The organism is Neorhizobium galegae bv. orientalis str. HAMBI 540 (assembly GCF_000731315.1).
Taxonomy (GTDB): domain Bacteria; phylum Pseudomonadota; class Alphaproteobacteria; order Rhizobiales; family Rhizobiaceae; genus Neorhizobium; species Neorhizobium galegae.
In genome coordinates this window covers 200,892-219,274 of record NZ_HG938353.1, presented here as the reverse complement: position 1 = coordinate 219,274, position 18,383 = coordinate 200,892, and the positions used below count along the sequence as shown (strand labels likewise).

Genomic DNA, 18,383 nt, shown 5'->3' with positions numbered 1-18,383 from the left:
CCGTTATGCGTGATGGGCGAAGAACGCCCCCCAGGCCGGTAATTCGACACGCCTGCCTTCAAGCCCGCTTTCGAAGCCGTGGCCAGTCAGCACTTCCCAATCGCCGGCCGGCAGCTCGGTTGCCGTTTCCGCCGCGCTCATGTTGAACAGGCAAAGCACCGTCTCGTTTCCATATTGGCGCTTGTAGCCGAGAACGGCGCCGTCCTCGGCCAGGAATTCGATCTCGCCCTTGGCAAAAGCCGGGTGCTGCTTGCGGAAGGCGAGGAACCGTCGGTACTGTTCCAGAACAGATGCTGGATCGCCGTACTGAGCGCCCACGGCCCGAAGCTGATGCTCGACCGGGATAGGCAGCCAGGTTTTTTCTGCCGTCGAGAAGCCCGCCTGCAGTGCCTGGCTGTCCCAGACCATCGGCGTGCGGCAGCCGTCGCGGCCCTTGAATTCCGGCCAGAACTGAATGCCGTAGGGATCCTGAAGGTCGGCATAGGCGATGTCGGCCTCGGTCAATCCAAGTTCCTCGCCCTGATAGATGCAGACCGAGCCGCGCTGGGACATCAGGATGGCGGACGCCATCTTGGCGTAACTGTCGCGATCGAGAACGTCGTGGCCCCATCTGCTGACATGGCGCACTACATCGTGGTTGGAAAAGGCCCAGCAGGCCCAGCCATCCGGTGCAGCGATAGAGAATGCCTTTTGCACCTCGGAGACCCGCGCCGGCGTCAGCGGATCGGGCGCCAGGAATTCGAACGCGTAGCACATCTGCATCTTGTCGTTGCCGGACGTATATTCGCCGACGATCTCCAGGCCCCGTTGGCTGTCGCCGACCTCGCCGACGGCGGCAATCGCCGGAAACTCGTCGAGCACGGCGCGGAAACGCCGCAGGAATTCCAGGTTCTCCGGCCGGTTCTTGTCGTAGAGATGCTCCTGGAAGTTATAGGGGTTCACGGCCGGCGCCGTGGAGGCGTTGCGGCGCGAGGGATCGAGCGCCGGGTTATCGCGCAAGTCCTTGTCATGGAAATAGAAGTTGATCGTGTCGAGCCGGAAACCGTCGACGCCGCGCTTCAGCCAGAATCGGGTCATGTCGAGCAGCGCATCCTGGACTTCCGGATTGTGCAGATTGAGGTCCGGCTGCGAGGTCAGGAAGTTGTGCATGTAATATTGCATGCGCGTCGGGTCCCAATGCCAGGCCGACCCGCCGAAGATCGACAGCCAGTTATTGGGTGGCGTGCCGTCCGGCCTGGCATCGGCCCAGACGTACCAGTCCGCCTTGGGATTGAAGCGGCTCGACCGGCTCTCGATGAACCAGTGATGCTGGTCGGAGCTGTGCGACATCACGAGATCGATCATCACCTTGATGCCGAGCCGGTGCGCCTCGGAAATCAGACCATCAAAATCCGACAGCGAGCCGAACATCGGATCGACATCCGTATAGTTCGAGACGTCGTAGCCGAAATCCCGCATCGGCGACGGAAAGAAGGGCGAGATCCAGATGGCGTCCGCGCCGAGCGCTGCGACATGTGGCAGGCGGGCGGTGATGCCCTTCAGATCGCCGATGCCGTCGCCGTTCGAGTCCTGATAGGAGCGCGGGTAAATCTGATAAATAACGGCCCCCCGCCACCAGTCCTTGTCCGGTGCTGCGGGGGCTTCTGCTGAAACGCTCATTCAATGTCCTGTTGTCGTTCGATGTTGATCAGCCGCCCTTGACGGAGCCGGCAAGCAGTCCGCGGACGAGATATCGCTGAAGGGCGAAAAAGACGATAATCGGCACGACGATCGTTATGAAGGCCGAGGCCGTCAGGATTTCCCACTTTCCACCCATTGAGCCCAGAAGCGCGTTCAGAGCGCCGGTGAGGACCAGCTGATCCTTGCCGGTTCCGAGGAAGACCATGGCGACGAGGAGGTCGTTCCAGGTCCACAGGAACTGGAAGATCGAGAAGGATGCGAGCGCCGGAAATGACAGCGGCAGGATGATCTTGACGAAGATTTCGAAATCGCTGGCGCCGTCTACGCGGGCGGATTCGATGATTTCCCGCGGCAGGCCGGAAATGTAGTTGCGCAAAAGATAGATCGCGAGCGGCATGCCGAAGGCGGAGTGCGCAAGCCAGATGCCCGCATAACTGCGAGACGGCACGCCGAAGAAATTACCGATCTCGTTATACATCTTCAGGAGCGGAATGAGCGACATCTGTAAGGGTACGACGATCAGCCCCACCACCAGGGCGATGATGAGGGCGCGCCCGGGAAATTCCATCCAGGACAGAGCGTAGGCGGCAAAGGCTGCGATCAGGATCGGAATGATCGTTGCGGGAACCGCGACCGTCAGGGAGTTGACGAAGGACTGGCCTATCCCTTGAGAGGTCAGCACCGTGCGGTAATTTTCGGTGGTGAAGGATGGCGGCGTCGCGACGGATAGGTAGACGCGTTTGCCGCGGCCCTCGAAAGGCGCGTTCTTGGAATAGGTATAACTGCCGTCCTCGTTGATGGTCAGCGTCTCGCCGTCGCCGATATCGGCGGGCTTTCCTGCTGCAAACTCGGTTGGAGCGGCGACGCGGGTGCCGAAGGCGCGCACGGTGCCGCCCTTCCTGCCTTCGAAGACGGAACCGGAAATGACGTAGCTCGTACCATTCTGCTTGGCTGTCGAAGGCTCACCGAGGCGGGCGGCGCTCGTCTCGGCGGCGCCCGTAAAGGCGGTCCACCAACCCGAAGCTGTAATCTGGCCCGCCTCTCGAAAGGACGTGACGAGGATGCCGAGCGTCGGGATCAGCCAGATGAAGCAGATGACGAGGACGGAGGCGTGGACGATGAGGCGTGGAAGGCCGATACGGCGAAGGCTTACAACTACGCTCATCTCAATGGCCTCCCATTTCCTTGTTCGCCTGGCGGATGTTCCAGATCATGATTGGGGTGACGGCGGCCATGATGATCAGCGCGATGACCGCACTTCGTCCGCTGTCGCCCCCGCCGCGGAACATCCAGTCGAACATCAGGTTTGCCAGAACCATGGTGTTCCACTGGCCGTTGGTCATGGTCAGCACGATATCGAAGACCTTCAGCACCAGAATGGTGATCGTCGTCCAGACGACGGCGATCGTGCCCCAGATCTGCGGCACCATGATCTTCCAGAAGATCTGCCAGCCGCTGGCGCCGTCGATCACTGCGGCCTCGATCGTCTCCTCGGGGATGCCACGAAGTGCGGCCGAGAGGATGACCATGGCAAAGCCGGTCTGGATCCAGATGAGGATCGCCATCAGGAAAAAGTTGTTCCAGAACGGCAGCGAGATCCACACCTGCGGAGAGCCGCCAATGGCCTGCACGATGGCGTTGAGGAGGCCGATCTGCGTTTCGCTGCCACCACGATATTCGTAGATGAACTTCCAGATGACCGAAGCGCCGACGAAGGAAATCGCCATCGGCATGAAGATCAGGCTTTTGGCGAGATTGCCCCACCAGATGCGGTCGGTCAGCACCGCGATGACGAGGCCGAAGAAGGTACATGCCGCCGGCACCACGGCGAGCCAGAGGATGTTGTTGAAGATGGACTGGCGGAACTGCGCGTCCTGGATAGCCCAGCGATAATTCGCGAGGCCGACGAAATTGCCGCCCGACCGGTCGTAGAAGGAAAGGATGAAGGTCGCGACGACCGGATAAACGAGATAGACGACCAGCAAGATCAATGCCGGTCCGAGAAACAACCAGGGACGCACCATGGCGCGGCGATTGAGGTTGACGGAGGCGGCGCGGACATTGTCCACCGGCACGGGAACGACGATCTGCAGGATTTTATCGGAGAGCCAGTAATATAAGGCACAGACGAAAACGCCGGCGATCACGACGCCGACGGCTGAAACGATCTGCGATATCATGGCTCTCCCCTTTTCACCGTTTTATGCGTAGCTTTTTATTGTACCGCGCCGGCCTCCGGCGCGGTCGTATTTGAGAGCCTACTGGGGGAGGCTTATTTCAAACCGTCCCAAGCCTTCTGAATATCGGTCGCGACGGTCTTGGCGTCCTTGCCTCCGACATAATCGATCATGCCGGTCCAGAACGCACCGGCGCCGATCTTGCCCGGCATCAGGTCGGAAGCATCGAAGCGGAAGGTCGTGGCGGTGGTCAGAAGTTCGCCCTGCTTCTTCAGGACATCATTGGCATAGGCATTCGGATTGGCACCCTTGAACGGCGTCAGGAACGACGACTGCGCCATCCAGACCTCGTGGGCAATCGGCGTTTTCAGGAATTCGATGAAGGCCTTGGCGGCAGGCGAATCCTTGGTGATGGCAAACATCGTGCCGGCACCGAGAACCGGCGTTCCGAGCTCCGGCTTCGAAGCATAGGTCGGCAGATAGAAGAAGTCGGCGTCGGTGCCGAGCTTCGTATCCGGCGGGAAGAAGGACGGCACGAAGGATGCCTGATGATGCAGGTAGCATTTCGGCGGAATGCCGAAGAGGCCCTTCGGGCTGTCGCGGAAGTCGGTGGAGGAAACGGCCGCAACTCCACCGCTGACATATTTCGGATTTTTGGCGAACTTGCCGAATTCATCGATCGCGCCAATAACAGCCGGATCATTGAACTTGACTTCATTGCTCACCCACTTGTCGTAGACTTCCGGCTTCTGGGTGCGCAACATCATGTCCTCGACCCAGTCGGTCGCCGGCCAGCCCGTCGCGCCGCCGGAGCCGAGACCGATGCACCACGGAACCCCGCCGTCCTTAACGATCTGGTCGCTGAGCTTGATCAGGTCCTCCATGGTCTTCGGAACTTCATAACCGGCTTCCTCGAAGTTTTCGGGCACATACCAGACCATGGATTTGAAATCGGCCTTGAAGGGGAAGCCGAAATAGGCCTCCTTGCCGTCCTTGCCCTTGTAGGTGCCATAACGGATCCAGTCTCCGCCAGAGCCGTAGTTGGTCTTGACCCAGTCGGAGTTCTCCTGGCCGAGCGAGGTCAGGAACCCCTTGGCGGCAAGATCGGCCAGAAGGCCGGGCTGCGGGATGATGGCGATGTTCGGCGGAGAACCGGCCTGCGTATCGATGACGATCTGCTGCTCGTAGTTTTCCGAGGAGGAATAGCGGCCGTTGATGCCGGTCGCAGCGTTGAAATAGGCCAGAACGCTGTTGAACAGCACTTCGTCCTCGCCGCGCCAAGGGCCGAAAAGCGTCAGGCTCTGCCCTTTGAGATTGGCGTGGGCAGCCTTGAAATCCTCATAGCTCTTCCAGGTAAATTTAGAATCCTGGCCGGGCGCGAATTTCAGCTCCTGAGCAACTGCGCCGCCGGCCACGAGCGCTGCCAGCGCAGTACCGATCCAAAATGATGCCTTCATGAAATAATCCTCCCGTTGTCCCGACTTTTGCTACCTTGCCGGGAGTTCACAACATGGGAGAGATTTAACGCTCTCGCGGAGGAGTCAACCCCTGCGCAGGCCGCGTGGAACAAATGAAAAAATCCGTTCCCGCAGGATCAGAACCTAGGTGCGGTTTTGCCGGCCGTGCGATAGGCGGCGATCACCGTGTTGGCCATCAACATTGCGATGGTCATTGGGCCGACGCCGCCGGGGACCGGGGTGATGGCGCCAGCGACTTCAGCGGCTTCCGCATAGGCCACGTCGCCGACCAGCCGGGACTTGCCCTCGCCCTTGTCGGGGGCGGCAACGCGGTTGATGCCGACATCAATGACGGTTGCCCCGGGCTTCACCCAGTCGGCCTTGACCATCTGCGGGCGGCCGACGGCGGCGACCAGGATATCGGCATTGCGGCAGACGCCGGCGAGATCCTTAGTTTTCGAATGCGCCATGGTAACGGTCGCATTGGCTGCCAGGAGCAGCAGGCCCATCGGCTTGCCGAACAGGTTGGAACGACCGATGACGACGGCGTTGAGGCCCGAAAGGTCACGCCCATGTATACGGTTGACCAGCAGCATGGCGCCGGCAGGGGTGCAGGAGATCAAGCCGGTCTCCAGGTCGCCTGTGGCGATCTTGCCGGCGTTGACGACGTGCAGGCCATCGACGTCCTTTTCCGGCGAGATCGACAGGATGACAGGCTCTGCGTTCAGGTGTTTCGGCAGCGGCAGCTGGACGAGAATGCCGTTGATGGCCGGATCGGCGTTGAGCTCCGCCACCAGCTTTTCCAGCGTCTCCTGGGTGGTGTCTTCAGGCAGGCTGTGCTGGATCGAGTTGAACCCACACTGCTTGGCCATCTTGCTCTTGGAATTGACATAGGCATGGCTTGCCGGATCGTCGCCGACGATGACGACCGCGAGGCCTGGCTTGAGGCCGGTTTCGTGTTCGAGAGAGCCCGACGCCTGGGTCACGGCAGCGATAACGGATGCCGCCGCTTCTTTACCATCGATCACCACAGCCATGCGTACCTCCCGCTTGAAACCGCCACCAATGTATACATGGAGCATGTTCTGAATTTGCCCGCCAACGCCCTATGCTGGTCGCAGACAGCAAATGCAAGCGGATTCGATGTCGCAGGTCTTATCCTCGGGAGGTATTCCGGCGCGCAGAATAGACCTGCACTCGTTCACGCAATTCCGCCATGTCGCGGCGAAGCTCGCGAAGTTCTTCGGCCTTGCGGACCTCCTCCGGCGAAGGAGTCGGACGACGGGCTGCGCCATAGGAGGGGGCATCGGCAAGACGGCCGGCCATGACGGCCGCGACCAGCGGCGGAAGCTCAGCCTCCGCTGCGGGACGACGACTGGCCATCAGCATCTCACGGATGTGATCGGCAAGCGGGCTGTCATTGACCGGCGCCGGATGGCGCGGGCGCCAGGGCCGCTGCTCGTAGTCTGGTCGATCGTAGCCCGGCAGATCGTAGGCCGGATCCTGTTCCTCGGAAAAAAAGTCCTGCTCGTCCAGATGCTCTGCCAGCAGGTCCCGATCGATCATCAGCGCGGGCTCGTCGGTGGGGTCCAGTTCCTCCGTCGAGATTGCCGAAGGCGTGGGGAAGCGCCTGCCCCGGGTCACGAAGGCGAGCCCGATGCCGAGGGAGAAGCCGATCAGCGCACCGATGCCCGAAACCTCGGCCAACGAGGGGCCAAGAGCTGCCGCCGCTGCTGCCTCGGCCGGAACCAGCACGGTCACCTTGGCCGTCGATGCCTTCGTCTCGGTGCCATGAAGCGCGTCGAGATAGTTCCGCCGAGCCTCGTCGACCGCAGTCTCGAGCGCCGTCAGCCGCGCCGCGGATTCGGTAATTTCCTTGTCGTCAGGCTTCTTTACCTGCTTCGCCTTTAGATCGGCCAGATGTTTGGCGGCCGCCGCCTCCTGCTGGCGAAGCGAGGCGCCAAGCTGTTTCAGCGCGTCCTGAATGTCGTTTTTGACATCCGCCAGTGCTGCTTGAGCCGCAGCAAGCCGCGGGTGGCGCGGGCCGAGATCACTCGAAAGCTGGTCGACGGCAAGCTTTGCCTCGACATGTCGCTGCCGCTGGTAATCGAGGCCTGTATATTCGAGACTGTCCGGCAGAGGCTTGTTCAGCACGTCCGAGAGCTTCATGGCCGAGGCCTGTGCCGCCTTCTGTCTCAGGTCGCCAAGCTGCGCCGTCGCCTCGTTTATCTCTGCGACAAGCTGCTGCCCGTTGTCCTCGGTCCGGCGCAGTTCGGCAAGCTTTTGCGCATCCGTCTCGGCGATGAAACCGGCAAGGGCGGCCTCTGCATGCTCAAGCGTCTGGCGCAGCTTCTCCGCCACCGGCGCGGACGACGCTGTGCCGGAGAAGGCGATCTCGTCGTGGAAAGTGTTGACGAGCATGTTGGCGATGCGCGCCGCCTCGGCCGGCTCTTCCGCCGTAACGGAAATCACAAGTCGGCCGGTGCGGCGGTCGTAGCTAGTGGCAATCGCCTGGGAAAGGCGCGCACGTAACCGGTTTTCAGCCTCCGATACCGTCATCGTCTCGCCGGAGACAATATCGGACACGATCCTGACGACACTCGGACGGTCGGCAGAGAATTCGCTGTCGCGGCCAAGGTTCAGGGCACGGATGACATTGTCGAGGCTGGCCTTCGAGCGCAATGCAGCAGCAGCCGCATTGACCGCCGCCTCGCTCGCCGTTTCGATCTTCAGCCTGGTTTCAACGTTGAATTTATGCGGAAACGTATCAATGAACAGCAACGGCAAGAAGACGCCAACCAGCGTGAGGGCGCCGATCTTGAGGACGGCGGATCGCAATCCGGTCGACACGGAACCGGCGCCGGCGAGCGATGCTGCCGGTTTGGGGTTTCGGTCGTCTTCGATTTTCGCTGACTGATACATGGGATGACCGCGCTAATCTGGTGCTGCCGACATCCCGCAGGCAGCCCTCTGATTAAGGCAGTCTAAAATTTCATGGCAAAGAAAGGGTTAACTTGTCAGGCGAAAGACGGTTGCGGCGAAGGAACATCCGCCTTTGGCACCACACGCACAGATTTGCCTTCGATGAAGGTAGACAGTCCGGCCCCGGTCATGACCACCAATCCGGTGCGGACCAAAGCGAGCCGGCGCTCGATACGCCGTTCCTGAGCAAGGCTTGCCGCATCGACGAGGATGAGGTCGAAGCGCTGCGAGATGTCCTGGTCCAGCGCGACCACCGCCACGTCATGCCAGGGCGCATGGCGGGCGAAATGCTCGCGGAGCGCTTCGATACGTCCCGTATCCTCGCCGGCTATGCCGATGCGGTGGCTCTTTTCCATGAAGCTCAGAAGGGCTGGCACGAAGGTCGTGGCCGAAAAACGCACCGGTGCGGGCTTCTCATGCCGCGCCTTGGTGAGGAGGCTGAAAGCACGGCCACCACCCGGCAGAAGCACCCTGCGGCCCAGCTGACTGCGGTAGGCGGGATCGATCATCTGGCGGAGAGTAGTCCGTTCATCTAGGAAGCCGAGGGTGGAGCGGTTGCCGCGCAAGGCGATCAGGCTTTCCACGAGGCCGAGGGTGGCGTTCCATCCGAGATCGCAGACACGCAAACCGAATAGGGTCCGGGGTGACGCGGATGCCAGGAAGTCTCCGGATGCGTTCATCAATGCGCTCCCCATGGGGCAAGACCAATTCTCCCCAAAGGTCTAACAGCGCGCTCTGAAATCGCCTTTAAATCGATCGGTAAAATGCAAGCGATGCCCGTATTTTCGGGGCTTCACAACAAAAAGGCCGGCCATCGCGGCCGGCCGTTATACTCCATGGTGAGCGCCGCCGCGATGCCTCGGGGCGCGTCAGTGACCCGCAGGCGCGGCTTTCGGATCGTCGACCTTCACACCCTCGACAATTTTCTTGCCCGGGTTCGGGTTCTTGTTGCCGCGCGAGGCATTGTTGCGGATGTCTTCCTTCGAGAGATAATCGAGCTGCTCGACCAGGACCTCTGCCACCAGCCCGTCGCCAAGCTTCTTGTTGAAGTCATCCTTGATGCTCGTGCGAAACTTCTCAAGGTTGAAGGCGCCGGGCTTGCTGAGATCGACCATCTGGTTGCCGATCAGCAGCGTGAAAAGCTCGTCAGTCGTCAGTTCGGTGATCGGAAGCTTGGTGTTCTTGATCTTTTCCTTGTCCATCATGAACGAGACGCGGCTCAGGAAATAACCGGTGATCGCGCCGTCCGCGATCATCGGAATGGTAATGGATTCCCCGCGCACCAGGGTCTGAAGCTCCTTGCGCCTGGCCGCTTCGTCGACCGGCGCCGGCGCTGCGGACATCTGCACGGAGAAGTACACCGCCGCAAGCGTGACGATGCAGACCCATAGACCGGTGAGAAGGAGCTTGACCATCAAGCCTCGCTGTAGGTGAACTGTTCTTGGGTGTAGGTACCGTCGTCGTCCGCGTCACGGGCAGCATTCTTCAGAAGATCTGCGACGGCGCGGACGGCGTGGAGATGCGCCTCGACCCGGCGGGCATTAAGGGCCAGCTTGCTCTTCAATCCGTGCATCTGGTCGATATGGCCGGTGGCGAGCTGCTTCGGGTCGGTGCCGCGGAACAGCATGGTCAATTCGTAGAGGCAGCGGCTTTTGTGCGCGTTCGACACTTTCAGGTCGAATTCCGGATCGCGGCCGATCCGCTGATTTTCGTTGTCGATTATCAGCTCCAACCGGCCAAGCACGGTCTTGATGCGATAATCATTCGAAACGACTTCCATATTTTCTGCCCCAGTCTGATGCATATCAGGCCTCACTCTTCTTGCCGACGCCGAGAACCTGCCGCTCGAAATCGGTGATCATGCTCATTGCGCGGCTACGATCAGTTTCATTGGTGGTCGGATTGACCGTGGCCTGACGTTCCGCACGAGCGACCGCCTGCGAGTACATCTGCTCGGCAATACCGACGCCGCCCTTTTTCGACATCTCGTCGGCAATCTTCTCAGCCATCATGCTCTTCCAGAATTCACCGGCAGAGCCCTTGCCGTAAACGTCCTCGGTCTCCTTCGGGAGCATGGAATTCACGAAGGTCGAAAGCACCGAGGCTTCGAACTTGCGATATTCCTCCGGCATTTCGGCAACCTTGTTCGGCGCCTCCGGATTGCCGAGACCCGCCGTCGTGCCGGGTGTATCGATGAATTTCATGGCAGCACCAAAACCCTTGCCGACTTCGGCAAGGCTGGTCGCGGCAAAGGCCGCCTTGTTCGCCTTCAGCTTGGCCTGCGCTTCTTGAACGGCAGTCGGGTCCGCAGCGCGGACGACGTCCATGACCAGATCGCTCGGAGGTGAAATCGCCACGTCAGCTCCCTTCATGACTGCCGCGGACTGCATCCCTAAAGGTGCCCGAGCGCAGCAACAGTTTGAAATGGCACGTGATCCCGCCGGTCTCGATTCGGAGCCGGCAATCAGTGCAATGACGAGACTATGACGTTCGAAGCTTGCTGGAGGCTGGCCAGTCTATTTGACCCGATCGAGGGCGAGCGTGATATCGATGAGCTCGTAGATCGAGTCGTCCGCGGCTTCGCGGTCTTCGTGATCACGGGCGTCCTTCATGTTCTCTTCAAGGCGGTCGGCCTTGGTGCGCTCCTTGAGAACCTTCATCTCCTGGATCTGCTGAACGCCGGCAAGCTGGCGTTCCTTCGTCGTCAAGCGACCGAACCGTTCGGAATAATGCTGCGAGAACTGTCGATGGACCGGGTTCATCGAGCCGATCGCATCTATGACTTCCTCCATCGACTGATTGACCTCCGCGCGATAGCGGGTGGTGGCCGCAAGCTCGTGTTCGGCCATCGTCTCGAGATGCCGCTGGACCGCAACGAGACGCTTGAGCTTGTCCGACCGCTTGACTGGGCCTGCCATTGGCGTCTCCTAGAAGGACCTGAAGATCGGCGCGAAGCCATCCGCATACTGGCGAATGAAGGCGGCGATCGACAGATAGAGAAGGAAAAGCCCCCCCATCAATATGAAGGGCGTCGAGATGAAGAAGATCGGGATCTGCGGCGCCATCTTGTTGATGAGGCCGATCGCCACGTTGAACATCAGGCCAAAGATCAGGAATGGGCTTGCCAGCCGCAGCATGATCACGGTCGACGCCCGCAGGGTATCCGTCAGCGTGATCAGTATCTTCTGCGGATCGATCACCGCACCGACCGGCGTTGCCGTGTAAGAATCGACCAGCGCGCGGAACACGATGTGGTGGAAATCCATCATGAACAGGAGCAGCAGTCCGCTCAGCGTCAGCAGGATAGTCAGCGAGTTTTCCTGCGAGTCTTCGAAAACGTCGTGGCCGCCAGGCGCCGTGAAACCGATCGAGAGGGTCAGGACCGTGCCGGCAAACTGCATGCCGAGCGTATAAAGCCTGGCGATCAATCCATAAACCGTGCCGATCGCGGCTTCAGTGAAGATCAGGCCAAGATAGGTGGCCGTCGGTTCCGACGCTTTCGGGTAGATCTGATCCCAGAGAACCGGCAGCACGGCCATTGACAGGGCAACCGCCACAAACAACCGCACCTGCACCGGCACGCGGCCGCTTCCCAGCCCCGGAAGAACCATCACGCACGTACCCATGCGGCAGAACGCAAGGAAAAGTGCGAGAATGGTCCCCTGCGGGTCGGTAATCATGCGAGAATCGTCCTTTGCGGACAGCCTATCACGAAATGGCGCCGAGTATTTTGATTTCGAGACCCTTGGCGAGTTCTACATGGGAAAGGACCGGCAGGGTCGCGAACAGCCGCTCGATGATCATACGGACGTAGGAGCGCGTTTCCGGCGAGGTGACGAGCACGAAAGGCAGGCCGCGGTCCATGAATTCACGGATGACCTTGGTCGCCTGTTCGCTGAATTCTTCGAGCGTGCGCGGATCGATATCGAATTCGACCACTTCGCCCTTGCCGTCCCGCTTGAGCGCCTGGTGGAACAGCATGTCCCATTTGTTGCCGAGACGGAGCACCCGCAGCACGCCGTTGTCGGCCAGGTCGCCGCAGAGCTGCTGCGACATGCGCACGCGCACATGTTCGACGATCTGCTCCGTCTTGCGGACATGCGGAGCAAGCTCGGCCACCGCTTCTAGGATGAGATGCAGGTTGCGGATCGACACGCGCTCGGCGAGCAGAAGCTTCAGCACCGCCTGCAGGCCTGAATAGGACATGTGCGACGAGCAGATCTCGTCGGCGAGCTTCTTGTATTCCGGATCGAGACGCTCGATCAGGATCTTGACGTCCTTGTAGGACAGAAGCTGCGGAAGGTTGTTGCGGATGACTTCCGACAGGTGGGTCAGCACGACCGAGACGTTGTCGATCGGATGGAAACCTTCACGCTTCAAGTCTTCGGCGAAAGTTTCGAGGATCGACACCGCCGGCATGCCGAAGGCGGGTTCCCGGATCTCGTCGCCCGGGATGCTCGGCTTGCGGCCGGATCCGGTTACGACGAGGACGTCGCCGACCCGCAGGGCGTTGGAGGCGATCGTCGTGCCGTGGATGCGGATCTGGTAGGACTTTTCCTGGATCGAGATGTCGTCGGTAACCTTGATTTCCGGGACCACGAAACCGTATTGCGTCGCGAACTTCTTGCGCATCTTGCCGACACGGAAGGCAAGTTCCTGGTGGGCACCAAGCAACCGGGTGGAGACCTGCTTGCCGAGAGCGAGCTCGATTTCGGAGGTCTTGAGGACCGACTTGACCGAGTCCTTCTCCGCTTCCTTGGTCTGGACGACCTTCTGCTCTTCGTCTTCGCGACGCGCCTTGTTCTCCGCCTCGATGCGGCGCGGAACGAGCCAGGCGCCGAAACCCATCAGGCCGCCGAGTGTCATAAAGGGCAGGAACGGCAGCCCGGGGATGATCGCCAGAAGAGCCATCAGACCGGCCGACATCGAAAGGGCGCGCGGATAGCCGCTCAGCTGGTCGATGACGGCCTTGTCGGTGGAGCCGGCGGTGCCGCCGCGGGTGACCAGGAGGCCGGCAGCGAGCGAAACGATGAGAGCCGGAATCTGCGTGACGATACCGTCACCGACGGACAGCTTCACGAAGACATCGGCGGCTTCGCCGATCTGCATGCCGTGGCGGAAGTAGCCGATGATGATGCCGCCGAAGATGTTGATGGCGGTGATGATAAGACCGGCGATCGCATCGCCGCGGACGAATTTCGACGCACCGTCCATGGCCCCGAAGAAGGAGCTTTCTTCTTCCAGCTCGGAACGGCGGCGCTGTGCTTCCTTCTCGTCGATGATGCCGGCCGAGAGGTCCGCATCGATCGACATCTGCTTGCCGGGGATTGCATCGAGAGTGAAGCGGGCGCCGACTTCGGCGATACGGGTGGCACCCTTGGTGATGACGATGAAGTTGACCGTCACCAGGATCATGAAGACGATCACGCCGATCACGAAGTCGCCGGACATGACCAGGCCCGCAAAGCCCTGGATCACGTTGCCGGCCGCGCCATGGCCCTCGTTGCCGTGCGACAGGATCACGCGCGTCGTCGCGATGTTGAGCGACAACCGTATCATGGTGGCAATCAGCAGGATGGTCGGGAAGGACGAGAAGTCCAGCGGCCTCTGGATCCAGAGCGCCACCATCAGGATCAGCACCGAAAACGCAATCGAGAAGGCAAGCCCAAGGTCGATCAGGAACGGCGGGATCGGCAGGAAGAGGATGCAGAGGATGGCGACGATGCCGCCCGCAAATCCGAGGTCGCGACCGTTGGGGGCTACTTTCGGAATGGATAGTGAAGGTGGTTGCGCCATGACTTTCCCGTCTCTTCATGAGATGGCGGCAGGAAGTACTCCTACCAGTTCATGTCCTGCCTAAAGGGCGAAGCTTGCGCGAAGGTGGGGTAAGCGAAAAAGATCAGGCGGGCAGCAAGCGGGTCAGAACCCGGATTGCACCCGCGAAAACACCAGATTGGCAAAAAGATTGATCTGGCCGCCGATAAACGGCGCAGTAATGCCGATCGTGATCATGATGGCGACGATTTTCGGCACGAACGTCAGCGTCATCTCCTGGATCTGCGTCAGAGCCTGGAGAAATGCAATAACGACACCCACGACCATCGCCACGAGGACCGCGGGACCGGAGGCGATCAGGATCGTCCAGATCGCCGCCTGCATGATATCAAGGGCATCGGCTTCATTCATTGCGCCGGCTCCGTCTGCTGTAAAGTTTCGGCGTCATGCCGAGGTATCTCGCTCTCAGCTACTCGCTGCAGGCTGATTCGAAAGAACGATCCCCGGCTGGATGAGAACCTTATCACCCTTCTCGGTGATCGCCACCAGACCGTCGGAATAGATTTCCACCTGTTTGATGATACCGGTGATCTTGTCGTCGGCGCTGGTGATCGTCTTGCCGATCATGTCGGCAGCCTGCGAGAACGAGGACGCCTGGATCAGCGACTGCAGGTTCGAGTTCATCTTTACGGACTGCTCGACCTGCGAGAAGGTGGCAAGCTGGGCGATCTGCTGGCTCGCATCCATCGGATCGGTCGGATCCTGATACTTCATCTGCGCGATAAGCAGTTTCAGGAAGTTGTCGTAGTTCAGGCCTGCGGCCGACTTGTCGGACGATGCCGCCTTGCCGTCGCCGGCGGCGTAGGGGTTCTTGGTATTGATCGAGTCTACCGCCACGGTGCGATCTCCTTGCGAATCCGCTCGACTGTCGCCGGCGCGATTTCCCGATTGTTGAGGATACGGTCTTCGACGGGGTAGAGCGCGCGGATCGCCTTCAGAGCGTCGAAGGCGCGACCCGATGCAACCATACCGTCGATGCGCTTCAGTTCGGCCAGCATCTCATCGTCGGTAAAGCAGGTCAGCAGCATGGCGACCGACTTGCGGAACAGCGCGTTCGACTGTTCCTTGCCATCCGGATTGATGAGCATCATCTGGGCGATGAAATAGAGCTGCCGAAGCGGCGTTGTCGCATCTTCCGGCTGAAGAACATGGTTCTCCAGCAGGAACGTGACGTCATTGAGAAATTCCAGCGCGACCTTGCGATCAACGCGCAGAACCGCGCCGTTGATGAATATCCGCTCGCCGGATTTCAAAGAGATGCGAAGCGTACTTTTCATTTAAGTCCATCCCTGATGATGGTGGTCACTTCAATAATGCCCTGGAAATTGGTCGATTCACGGTTTCTGATCTTCTCGCATTCCTTCAGTATCCAGATTGCGATCGAGATCAGATCCGCTCGAAGTTCGTTGGCTAACTCGTTGTCCGGATGTTTCAGATCCTCGACGAAACGGATCCAGACACGCCGGGTATAGAACAACGCCTCAACCGTGGTGCGCGTATAGGCTTTCTCATCGCGCGCGGCGATCAGAAGGTCGATAGAGCGATCCAGGGCCTGCCGCTCGCGATCCTTGGCGTTGGCAACGCCGTCCTCCATGATCTCGGCATATGAAAATTGGTACATTCATGTATCCTTCGTCACGAGCCTTCCTTTATTCATCAAAGGAAGTTGGCCAGGCTCAGCTGCTGTATCTTTGCCGTTACTGTATATGCGGTTTCGAGAAGCGTCTTCATCGTATTGAGACGGGTCGCGGCCTCCTCCGGATCGACGTTCTCCATCGATCCGAGACTGGTCGTCAGAATATCTTTCTGCGCCTGCAACCTTTCCTCAGCCTTGGAGACGCGTTCGGTATAGATACCGATCGACGTCCGCTGCTGGTTGATGCTGCCCTCGCTGTTCATCGCCTTGTTGATGAGACTTGTGGTGCGAGTGGCGACCGCGGCCCGGGCATCCTTGTCCATCCCGGTCTGCAAGTATTCCATCGAGATGATCGACGCGAAAGCAAAATTGCGCATGCCCTGACTATTGGCATTGGTAGAGCTTTCGACCACTTCGGTCGGGCTGATGCGGCTCTTCATGTTTTCGTCGCTGGCATCCGAGAAGAAGGTCTTCCAGAAGTCCTGGCCGGCGACGGCCGCCGGATGGGGTGGGCTTGTCAGCGGCGCGGAACCGTTGAACTTGGCTTGCAGATTGTCCAGAAAACCATCCATCTGGGCCTTCGTCATCTGCTCCTTGCTCGGAATTGCATTAGCAGAGAGATATTGCGTGAGCTCGGCGGCGACGGCGGCCTTGGCCGGCGATCCCGGCGCAAAATAATCGTCGAGAGGCTTCACATCGGAATTGATGCCCGAGAAGATATATTCGCCCTGAACGGCAGTGTTAGCGAAGTTCGTGAAGGCGTCGAGGGCGTCGGACATCGCGAGGCGCGCCGTCGCCAGGCTCGTTTCGTCGGCCGAGCTTCCAAGCGTCAGGATCGCACTCTGTATCTTCAGGCCCTGCTCGTTCATGCTCTTGAGCGAAAGTTCAGCGGTCTGGAGACGCTGCGTCGCGAGTGCTGCGGTCGTCAGAAGCGAGTCGGTGCGGCTGATGTCGCGGGAAAGATCGAGAGCGCGCGACGTATTGGCTCCGAGGGTGACGCCGAGATCGGCGTGTTTCTGGCTCACCGCCTCCTGGTTCGCCTTCACCATCTCGCGCTGAACATTCGAGATGGAGTTTCGCATCGTGGTCTGGATCGACAATGTGGAAATGAAAGAGGTCTTCATGATCAGCTCGCAATATCCAAGAGGGCTTTCATCATATCGTCGACCGTCGACATGAGCTTGGCTCCCGCCTTGTAGGACTGCTCGATATCGAGAAGCAGCGACAGTTCTTCGTCCAGGCTGACGCCCGTATTGCTGGAAAATGCTTCAAGACTGCGCGACAGCATGGCTGTCTTGGTCTCGTCGGCGGCGGTCGCCGTGCTGCGAAGCTGCTCGAGCCAGCCCATGGAATCGGCCGCAAATGAGAGGACGTCCGGCGCATCGGCGATTTCCGTGTCCGTATCGAAGACCATCGGGCCGGTCAGGTTCTGGTTGTACTTGTCGAGGAGGTCCCCGTAGCTGCTACCGGCCGTGTTCACGATGTAGGCCGCGCCGTTGATCCCACCGTCGCGCACCTTGTCCGGCGTGCCGGCCGGAGGGACGACCACCGGATTGACGAAGATCTTGGAGGCGAGGCCCGGAACGATCGTGCCGGCAGCGGGAATGGCCGTCTGCTGGACGCCGGCGCCATTCTTGTATGTGAAGAGACCCGTCATCGGCGTCAAAGCGCCGGTCGGCCCGGTTTCCGCAAACGAGGTGATCAGACCTCGGGCGATTTCGTCGAGCTGGCTCTGGAAGGTCGGCGCGATCTTGTCGCGGATCTGCATATGGGCCTGGATCGAGCCCTTGGCGGTGGTGTTGCCCGAATCCCCAGGCTTGAGTGCCACGCCGTCGATATAGACGCCGTTGCCGGACGTCGATGCATCGAAAGCGGCTGTCTGCTGGAATGTCACCTTGCGCGGTACCGCCTCGAACAGCGTCGTGCCGTCCGTGGTGTAGAGCACCATATCATTGCCGCCGCGCGTATAAGACGTGACGCCGACGATTTCCGAGATCTTCTTGACGAGGCCATCGCGCTCGTCGAGAGAGTCGTTCGGGTCGGCGCCGCTGGAGACCGCGTTCTTGACCTGGTTGTTGACGGTCTCGAACTTCGCAAGCAGCGCGTTCAGATCGATGACATTCTGCTTGATCTGATCGTCCGCGTCCTTGCGGATCTGCTGAAGCTTGTCGGAAGCGATATTGAGGCCGGCCGCCACGTCCCGCGCGCTCGAAATGAAGGAGATGCCGATGCCGGTATCGTTCGCCTTTCCGGCGAAGGCATCCAGGTTGTTGCGGAAGGCCGCTATCAGCTTGGCGGGGGAGAGCTCGTTGTCGTTCCCCCCCATCAGGTTCTTGATCTCCTGGAGGCCGTCCAGCACCGTCCGCTGGCCGCTTGCGATCGACGAGCTTGCAATCGTCTGGCGCAGGAGCGGCTCGTTCTGGGACCGTGTAATGTCGCCGATCATGGCCCCGTTGCCACCGGTCACGACCATCGCGGATCGGCGGGTGTAATCGGGGTTCTGTGCATTAGCGATGTTCTTCGCCGATACAGCCGACTGCGTGCCGGAGTTGGTGAAGATCGACTGTGCCGTAGACAATGCTGATGCGAGCGACATTTTTTACTAACCTCTTGAGA

At 60.1% G+C, this 18,383-nt stretch carries 19 protein-coding genes; all 19 read right to left on the bottom strand.

The features are described from left to right. Positions 1 to 3: 3 nt before the first annotated feature. Positions 4 to 1,659 (bottom strand): beta-galactosidase BglA, encoded by a 1,656-nt coding sequence (gene bglA, locus RG540_RS01090; protein WP_038583729.1) that lies wholly within the window; start codon positions 1,657 to 1,659, stop codon positions 4 to 6. A 28-nt stretch (positions 1,660 to 1,687) separates the two neighbouring features. Continuing rightward, the gene (locus tag RG540_RS01085) at positions 1,688 to 2,845 is read right to left on the bottom strand and encodes a carbohydrate ABC transporter permease (protein ID WP_038583726.1); all 1,158 of its coding nucleotides are present in this window, start codon (positions 2,843 to 2,845) and stop codon (positions 1,688 to 1,690) included. A gap of 1 nt (position 2,846) precedes the next feature. Then, on the bottom strand, positions 2,847 to 3,860 hold the full coding sequence (locus tag RG540_RS01080; protein WP_038583723.1) for a carbohydrate ABC transporter permease: 1,014 nt from the start codon (positions 3,858 to 3,860) through the stop codon (positions 2,847 to 2,849). 92 nt (positions 3,861 to 3,952) lie between these two features. Beyond that, positions 3,953 to 5,314 carry an ABC transporter substrate-binding protein gene (locus tag RG540_RS01075; protein WP_038583720.1) on the bottom strand — a complete coding sequence of 454 codons (1,362 nt, stop codon included), beginning with the start codon at positions 5,312 to 5,314 and terminating at the stop codon, positions 3,953 to 3,955. 137 nt (positions 5,315 to 5,451) lie between these two features. Then, positions 5,452 to 6,351: a bifunctional methylenetetrahydrofolate dehydrogenase/methenyltetrahydrofolate cyclohydrolase FolD gene (folD, locus tag RG540_RS01070; protein ID WP_038583718.1), complete on the bottom strand. Its 900-nt coding sequence runs from the start codon at positions 6,349 to 6,351 to the stop codon at positions 5,452 to 5,454. A 118-nt stretch (positions 6,352 to 6,469) separates the two neighbouring features. Beyond that, positions 6,470 to 8,236, bottom strand: a complete 1,767-nt coding sequence (locus RG540_RS01065) for a GumC domain-containing protein (RefSeq protein WP_038583715.1) — start codon at positions 8,234 to 8,236, stop codon at positions 6,470 to 6,472. Positions 8,237 to 8,331: 95 nt separating this feature from the next. Further along, the gene (locus RG540_RS01060) at positions 8,332 to 8,976 is read right to left on the bottom strand and encodes a hypothetical protein (protein WP_038583712.1); all 645 of its coding nucleotides are present in this window, start codon (positions 8,974 to 8,976) and stop codon (positions 8,332 to 8,334) included. A gap of 189 nt (positions 8,977 to 9,165) precedes the next feature. Beyond that, positions 9,166 to 9,711, bottom strand: a complete 546-nt coding sequence (locus tag RG540_RS01055; protein ID WP_038583709.1) for a hypothetical protein — start codon at positions 9,709 to 9,711, stop codon at positions 9,166 to 9,168. After that, complete coding sequence (locus RG540_RS01050; protein ID WP_038592804.1) at positions 9,711 to 10,076, bottom strand: hypothetical protein; 366 nt, start codon at positions 10,074 to 10,076, stop codon at positions 9,711 to 9,713. The genes RG540_RS01055 and RG540_RS01050 overlap by 1 nt, the downstream gene beginning before the upstream one ends. 25 nt (positions 10,077 to 10,101) lie before the next feature. Further along, positions 10,102 to 10,653, bottom strand: coding sequence for a rod-binding protein (locus tag RG540_RS01045; RefSeq protein WP_038592801.1), 552 nt, complete (start codon positions 10,651 to 10,653; stop codon positions 10,102 to 10,104). 159 nt (positions 10,654 to 10,812) lie between these two features. After that, entirely contained in the window at positions 10,813 to 11,214 is a 402-nt protein-coding gene (locus RG540_RS01040) for a hypothetical protein (protein WP_038539812.1), read from the bottom strand. 9 nt (positions 11,215 to 11,223) lie between these two features. Continuing rightward, positions 11,224 to 11,976, bottom strand: a complete 753-nt coding sequence (fliR, locus tag RG540_RS01035) for a flagellar biosynthetic protein FliR (protein WP_038539809.1) — start codon at positions 11,974 to 11,976, stop codon at positions 11,224 to 11,226. A gap of 28 nt (positions 11,977 to 12,004) precedes the next feature. Beyond that, positions 12,005 to 14,092, bottom strand: a complete 2,088-nt coding sequence (gene flhA / locus RG540_RS01030; protein WP_038583706.1) for a flagellar biosynthesis protein FlhA — start codon at positions 14,090 to 14,092, stop codon at positions 12,005 to 12,007. A 123-nt stretch (positions 14,093 to 14,215) separates the two neighbouring features. Then, positions 14,216 to 14,482: a flagellar biosynthesis protein FliQ gene (fliQ, locus tag RG540_RS01025; RefSeq protein WP_007756098.1), complete on the bottom strand. Its 267-nt coding sequence runs from the start codon at positions 14,480 to 14,482 to the stop codon at positions 14,216 to 14,218. Positions 14,483 to 14,536: 54 nt separating this feature from the next. Further along, positions 14,537 to 14,968, bottom strand: coding sequence for a flagellar hook assembly protein FlgD (flgD, locus tag RG540_RS01020; RefSeq protein WP_038583702.1), 432 nt, complete (start codon positions 14,966 to 14,968; stop codon positions 14,537 to 14,539). Continuing rightward, entirely contained in the window at positions 14,959 to 15,408 is a 450-nt protein-coding gene (gene flbT / locus RG540_RS01015; protein ID WP_038583699.1) for a flagellar biosynthesis repressor FlbT, read from the bottom strand. The genes flgD and flbT overlap by 10 nt, the downstream gene beginning before the upstream one ends. Further along, positions 15,405 to 15,752 (bottom strand): flagellar biosynthesis regulator FlaF, encoded by a 348-nt coding sequence (gene flaF, locus RG540_RS01010; RefSeq protein WP_007756114.1) that lies wholly within the window; start codon positions 15,750 to 15,752, stop codon positions 15,405 to 15,407. Before flaF ends, flbT begins: the two co-directional genes overlap by 4 nt. 35 nt (positions 15,753 to 15,787) lie before the next feature. Further along, positions 15,788 to 16,891 carry a flagellar hook-associated family protein gene (locus tag RG540_RS01005; protein WP_038583695.1) on the bottom strand — a complete coding sequence of 368 codons (1,104 nt, stop codon included), beginning with the start codon at positions 16,889 to 16,891 and terminating at the stop codon, positions 15,788 to 15,790. 2 nt (positions 16,892 to 16,893) lie between these two features. After that, entirely contained in the window at positions 16,894 to 18,363 is a 1,470-nt protein-coding gene (gene flgK, locus RG540_RS01000; protein ID WP_038583692.1) for a flagellar hook-associated protein FlgK, read from the bottom strand. Between the last annotated feature and the right edge of the window lie 20 nt (positions 18,364 to 18,383).

What these genes read in the sequence shown, in the direction of transcription:
- flgK (WP_038583692.1), bottom strand. Translation starts at nt 18,363, where the DNA reads ATGTCGCTCGCATCAGCATTGTCTACGGCACAGTCGATCTTCACCAAC.
- folD (WP_038583718.1), bottom strand. Translation starts at nt 6,351, where the DNA reads ATGGCTGTGGTGATCGATGGTAAAGAAGCGGCGGCATCCGTTATCGCT.
- RG540_RS01075 (WP_038583720.1), bottom strand. Translation starts at nt 5,314, where the DNA reads ATGAAGGCATCATTTTGGATCGGTACTGCGCTGGCAGCGCTCGTGGCC.
- RG540_RS01060 (WP_038583712.1), bottom strand. Translation starts at nt 8,976, where the DNA reads ATGAACGCATCCGGAGACTTCCTGGCATCCGCGTCACCCCGGACCCTA.
- RG540_RS01080 (WP_038583723.1), bottom strand. Translation starts at nt 3,860, where the DNA reads ATGATATCGCAGATCGTTTCAGCCGTCGGCGTCGTGATCGCCGGCGTT.
- flaF (WP_007756114.1), bottom strand. Translation starts at nt 15,752, where the DNA reads ATGTACCAATTTTCATATGCCGAGATCATGGAGGACGGCGTTGCCAAC.
- RG540_RS01065 (WP_038583715.1), bottom strand. Translation starts at nt 8,236, where the DNA reads ATGTATCAGTCAGCGAAAATCGAAGACGACCGAAACCCCAAACCGGCA.
- RG540_RS01055 (WP_038583709.1), bottom strand. Translation starts at nt 9,711, where the DNA reads ATGGTCAAGCTCCTTCTCACCGGTCTATGGGTCTGCATCGTCACGCTT.
- RG540_RS01040 (WP_038539812.1), bottom strand. Translation starts at nt 11,214, where the DNA reads ATGGCAGGCCCAGTCAAGCGGTCGGACAAGCTCAAGCGTCTCGTTGCG.
- fliQ (WP_007756098.1), bottom strand. Translation starts at nt 14,482, where the DNA reads ATGAATGAAGCCGATGCCCTTGATATCATGCAGGCGGCGATCTGGACG.
- bglA (WP_038583729.1), bottom strand. Translation starts at nt 1,659, where the DNA reads ATGAGCGTTTCAGCAGAAGCCCCCGCAGCACCGGACAAGGACTGGTGG.
- flbT (WP_038583699.1), bottom strand. Translation starts at nt 15,408, where the DNA reads ATGAAAAGTACGCTTCGCATCTCTTTGAAATCCGGCGAGCGGATATTC.
- fliR (WP_038539809.1), bottom strand. Translation starts at nt 11,976, where the DNA reads ATGATTACCGACCCGCAGGGGACCATTCTCGCACTTTTCCTTGCGTTC.
- flhA (WP_038583706.1), bottom strand. Translation starts at nt 14,092, where the DNA reads ATGGCGCAACCACCTTCACTATCCATTCCGAAAGTAGCCCCCAACGGT.
- RG540_RS01005 (WP_038583695.1), bottom strand. Translation starts at nt 16,891, where the DNA reads ATGAAGACCTCTTTCATTTCCACATTGTCGATCCAGACCACGATGCGA.
- RG540_RS01050 (WP_038592804.1), bottom strand. Translation starts at nt 10,076, where the DNA reads ATGGAAGTCGTTTCGAATGATTATCGCATCAAGACCGTGCTTGGCCGG.
- RG540_RS01085 (WP_038583726.1), bottom strand. Translation starts at nt 2,845, where the DNA reads ATGAGCGTAGTTGTAAGCCTTCGCCGTATCGGCCTTCCACGCCTCATC.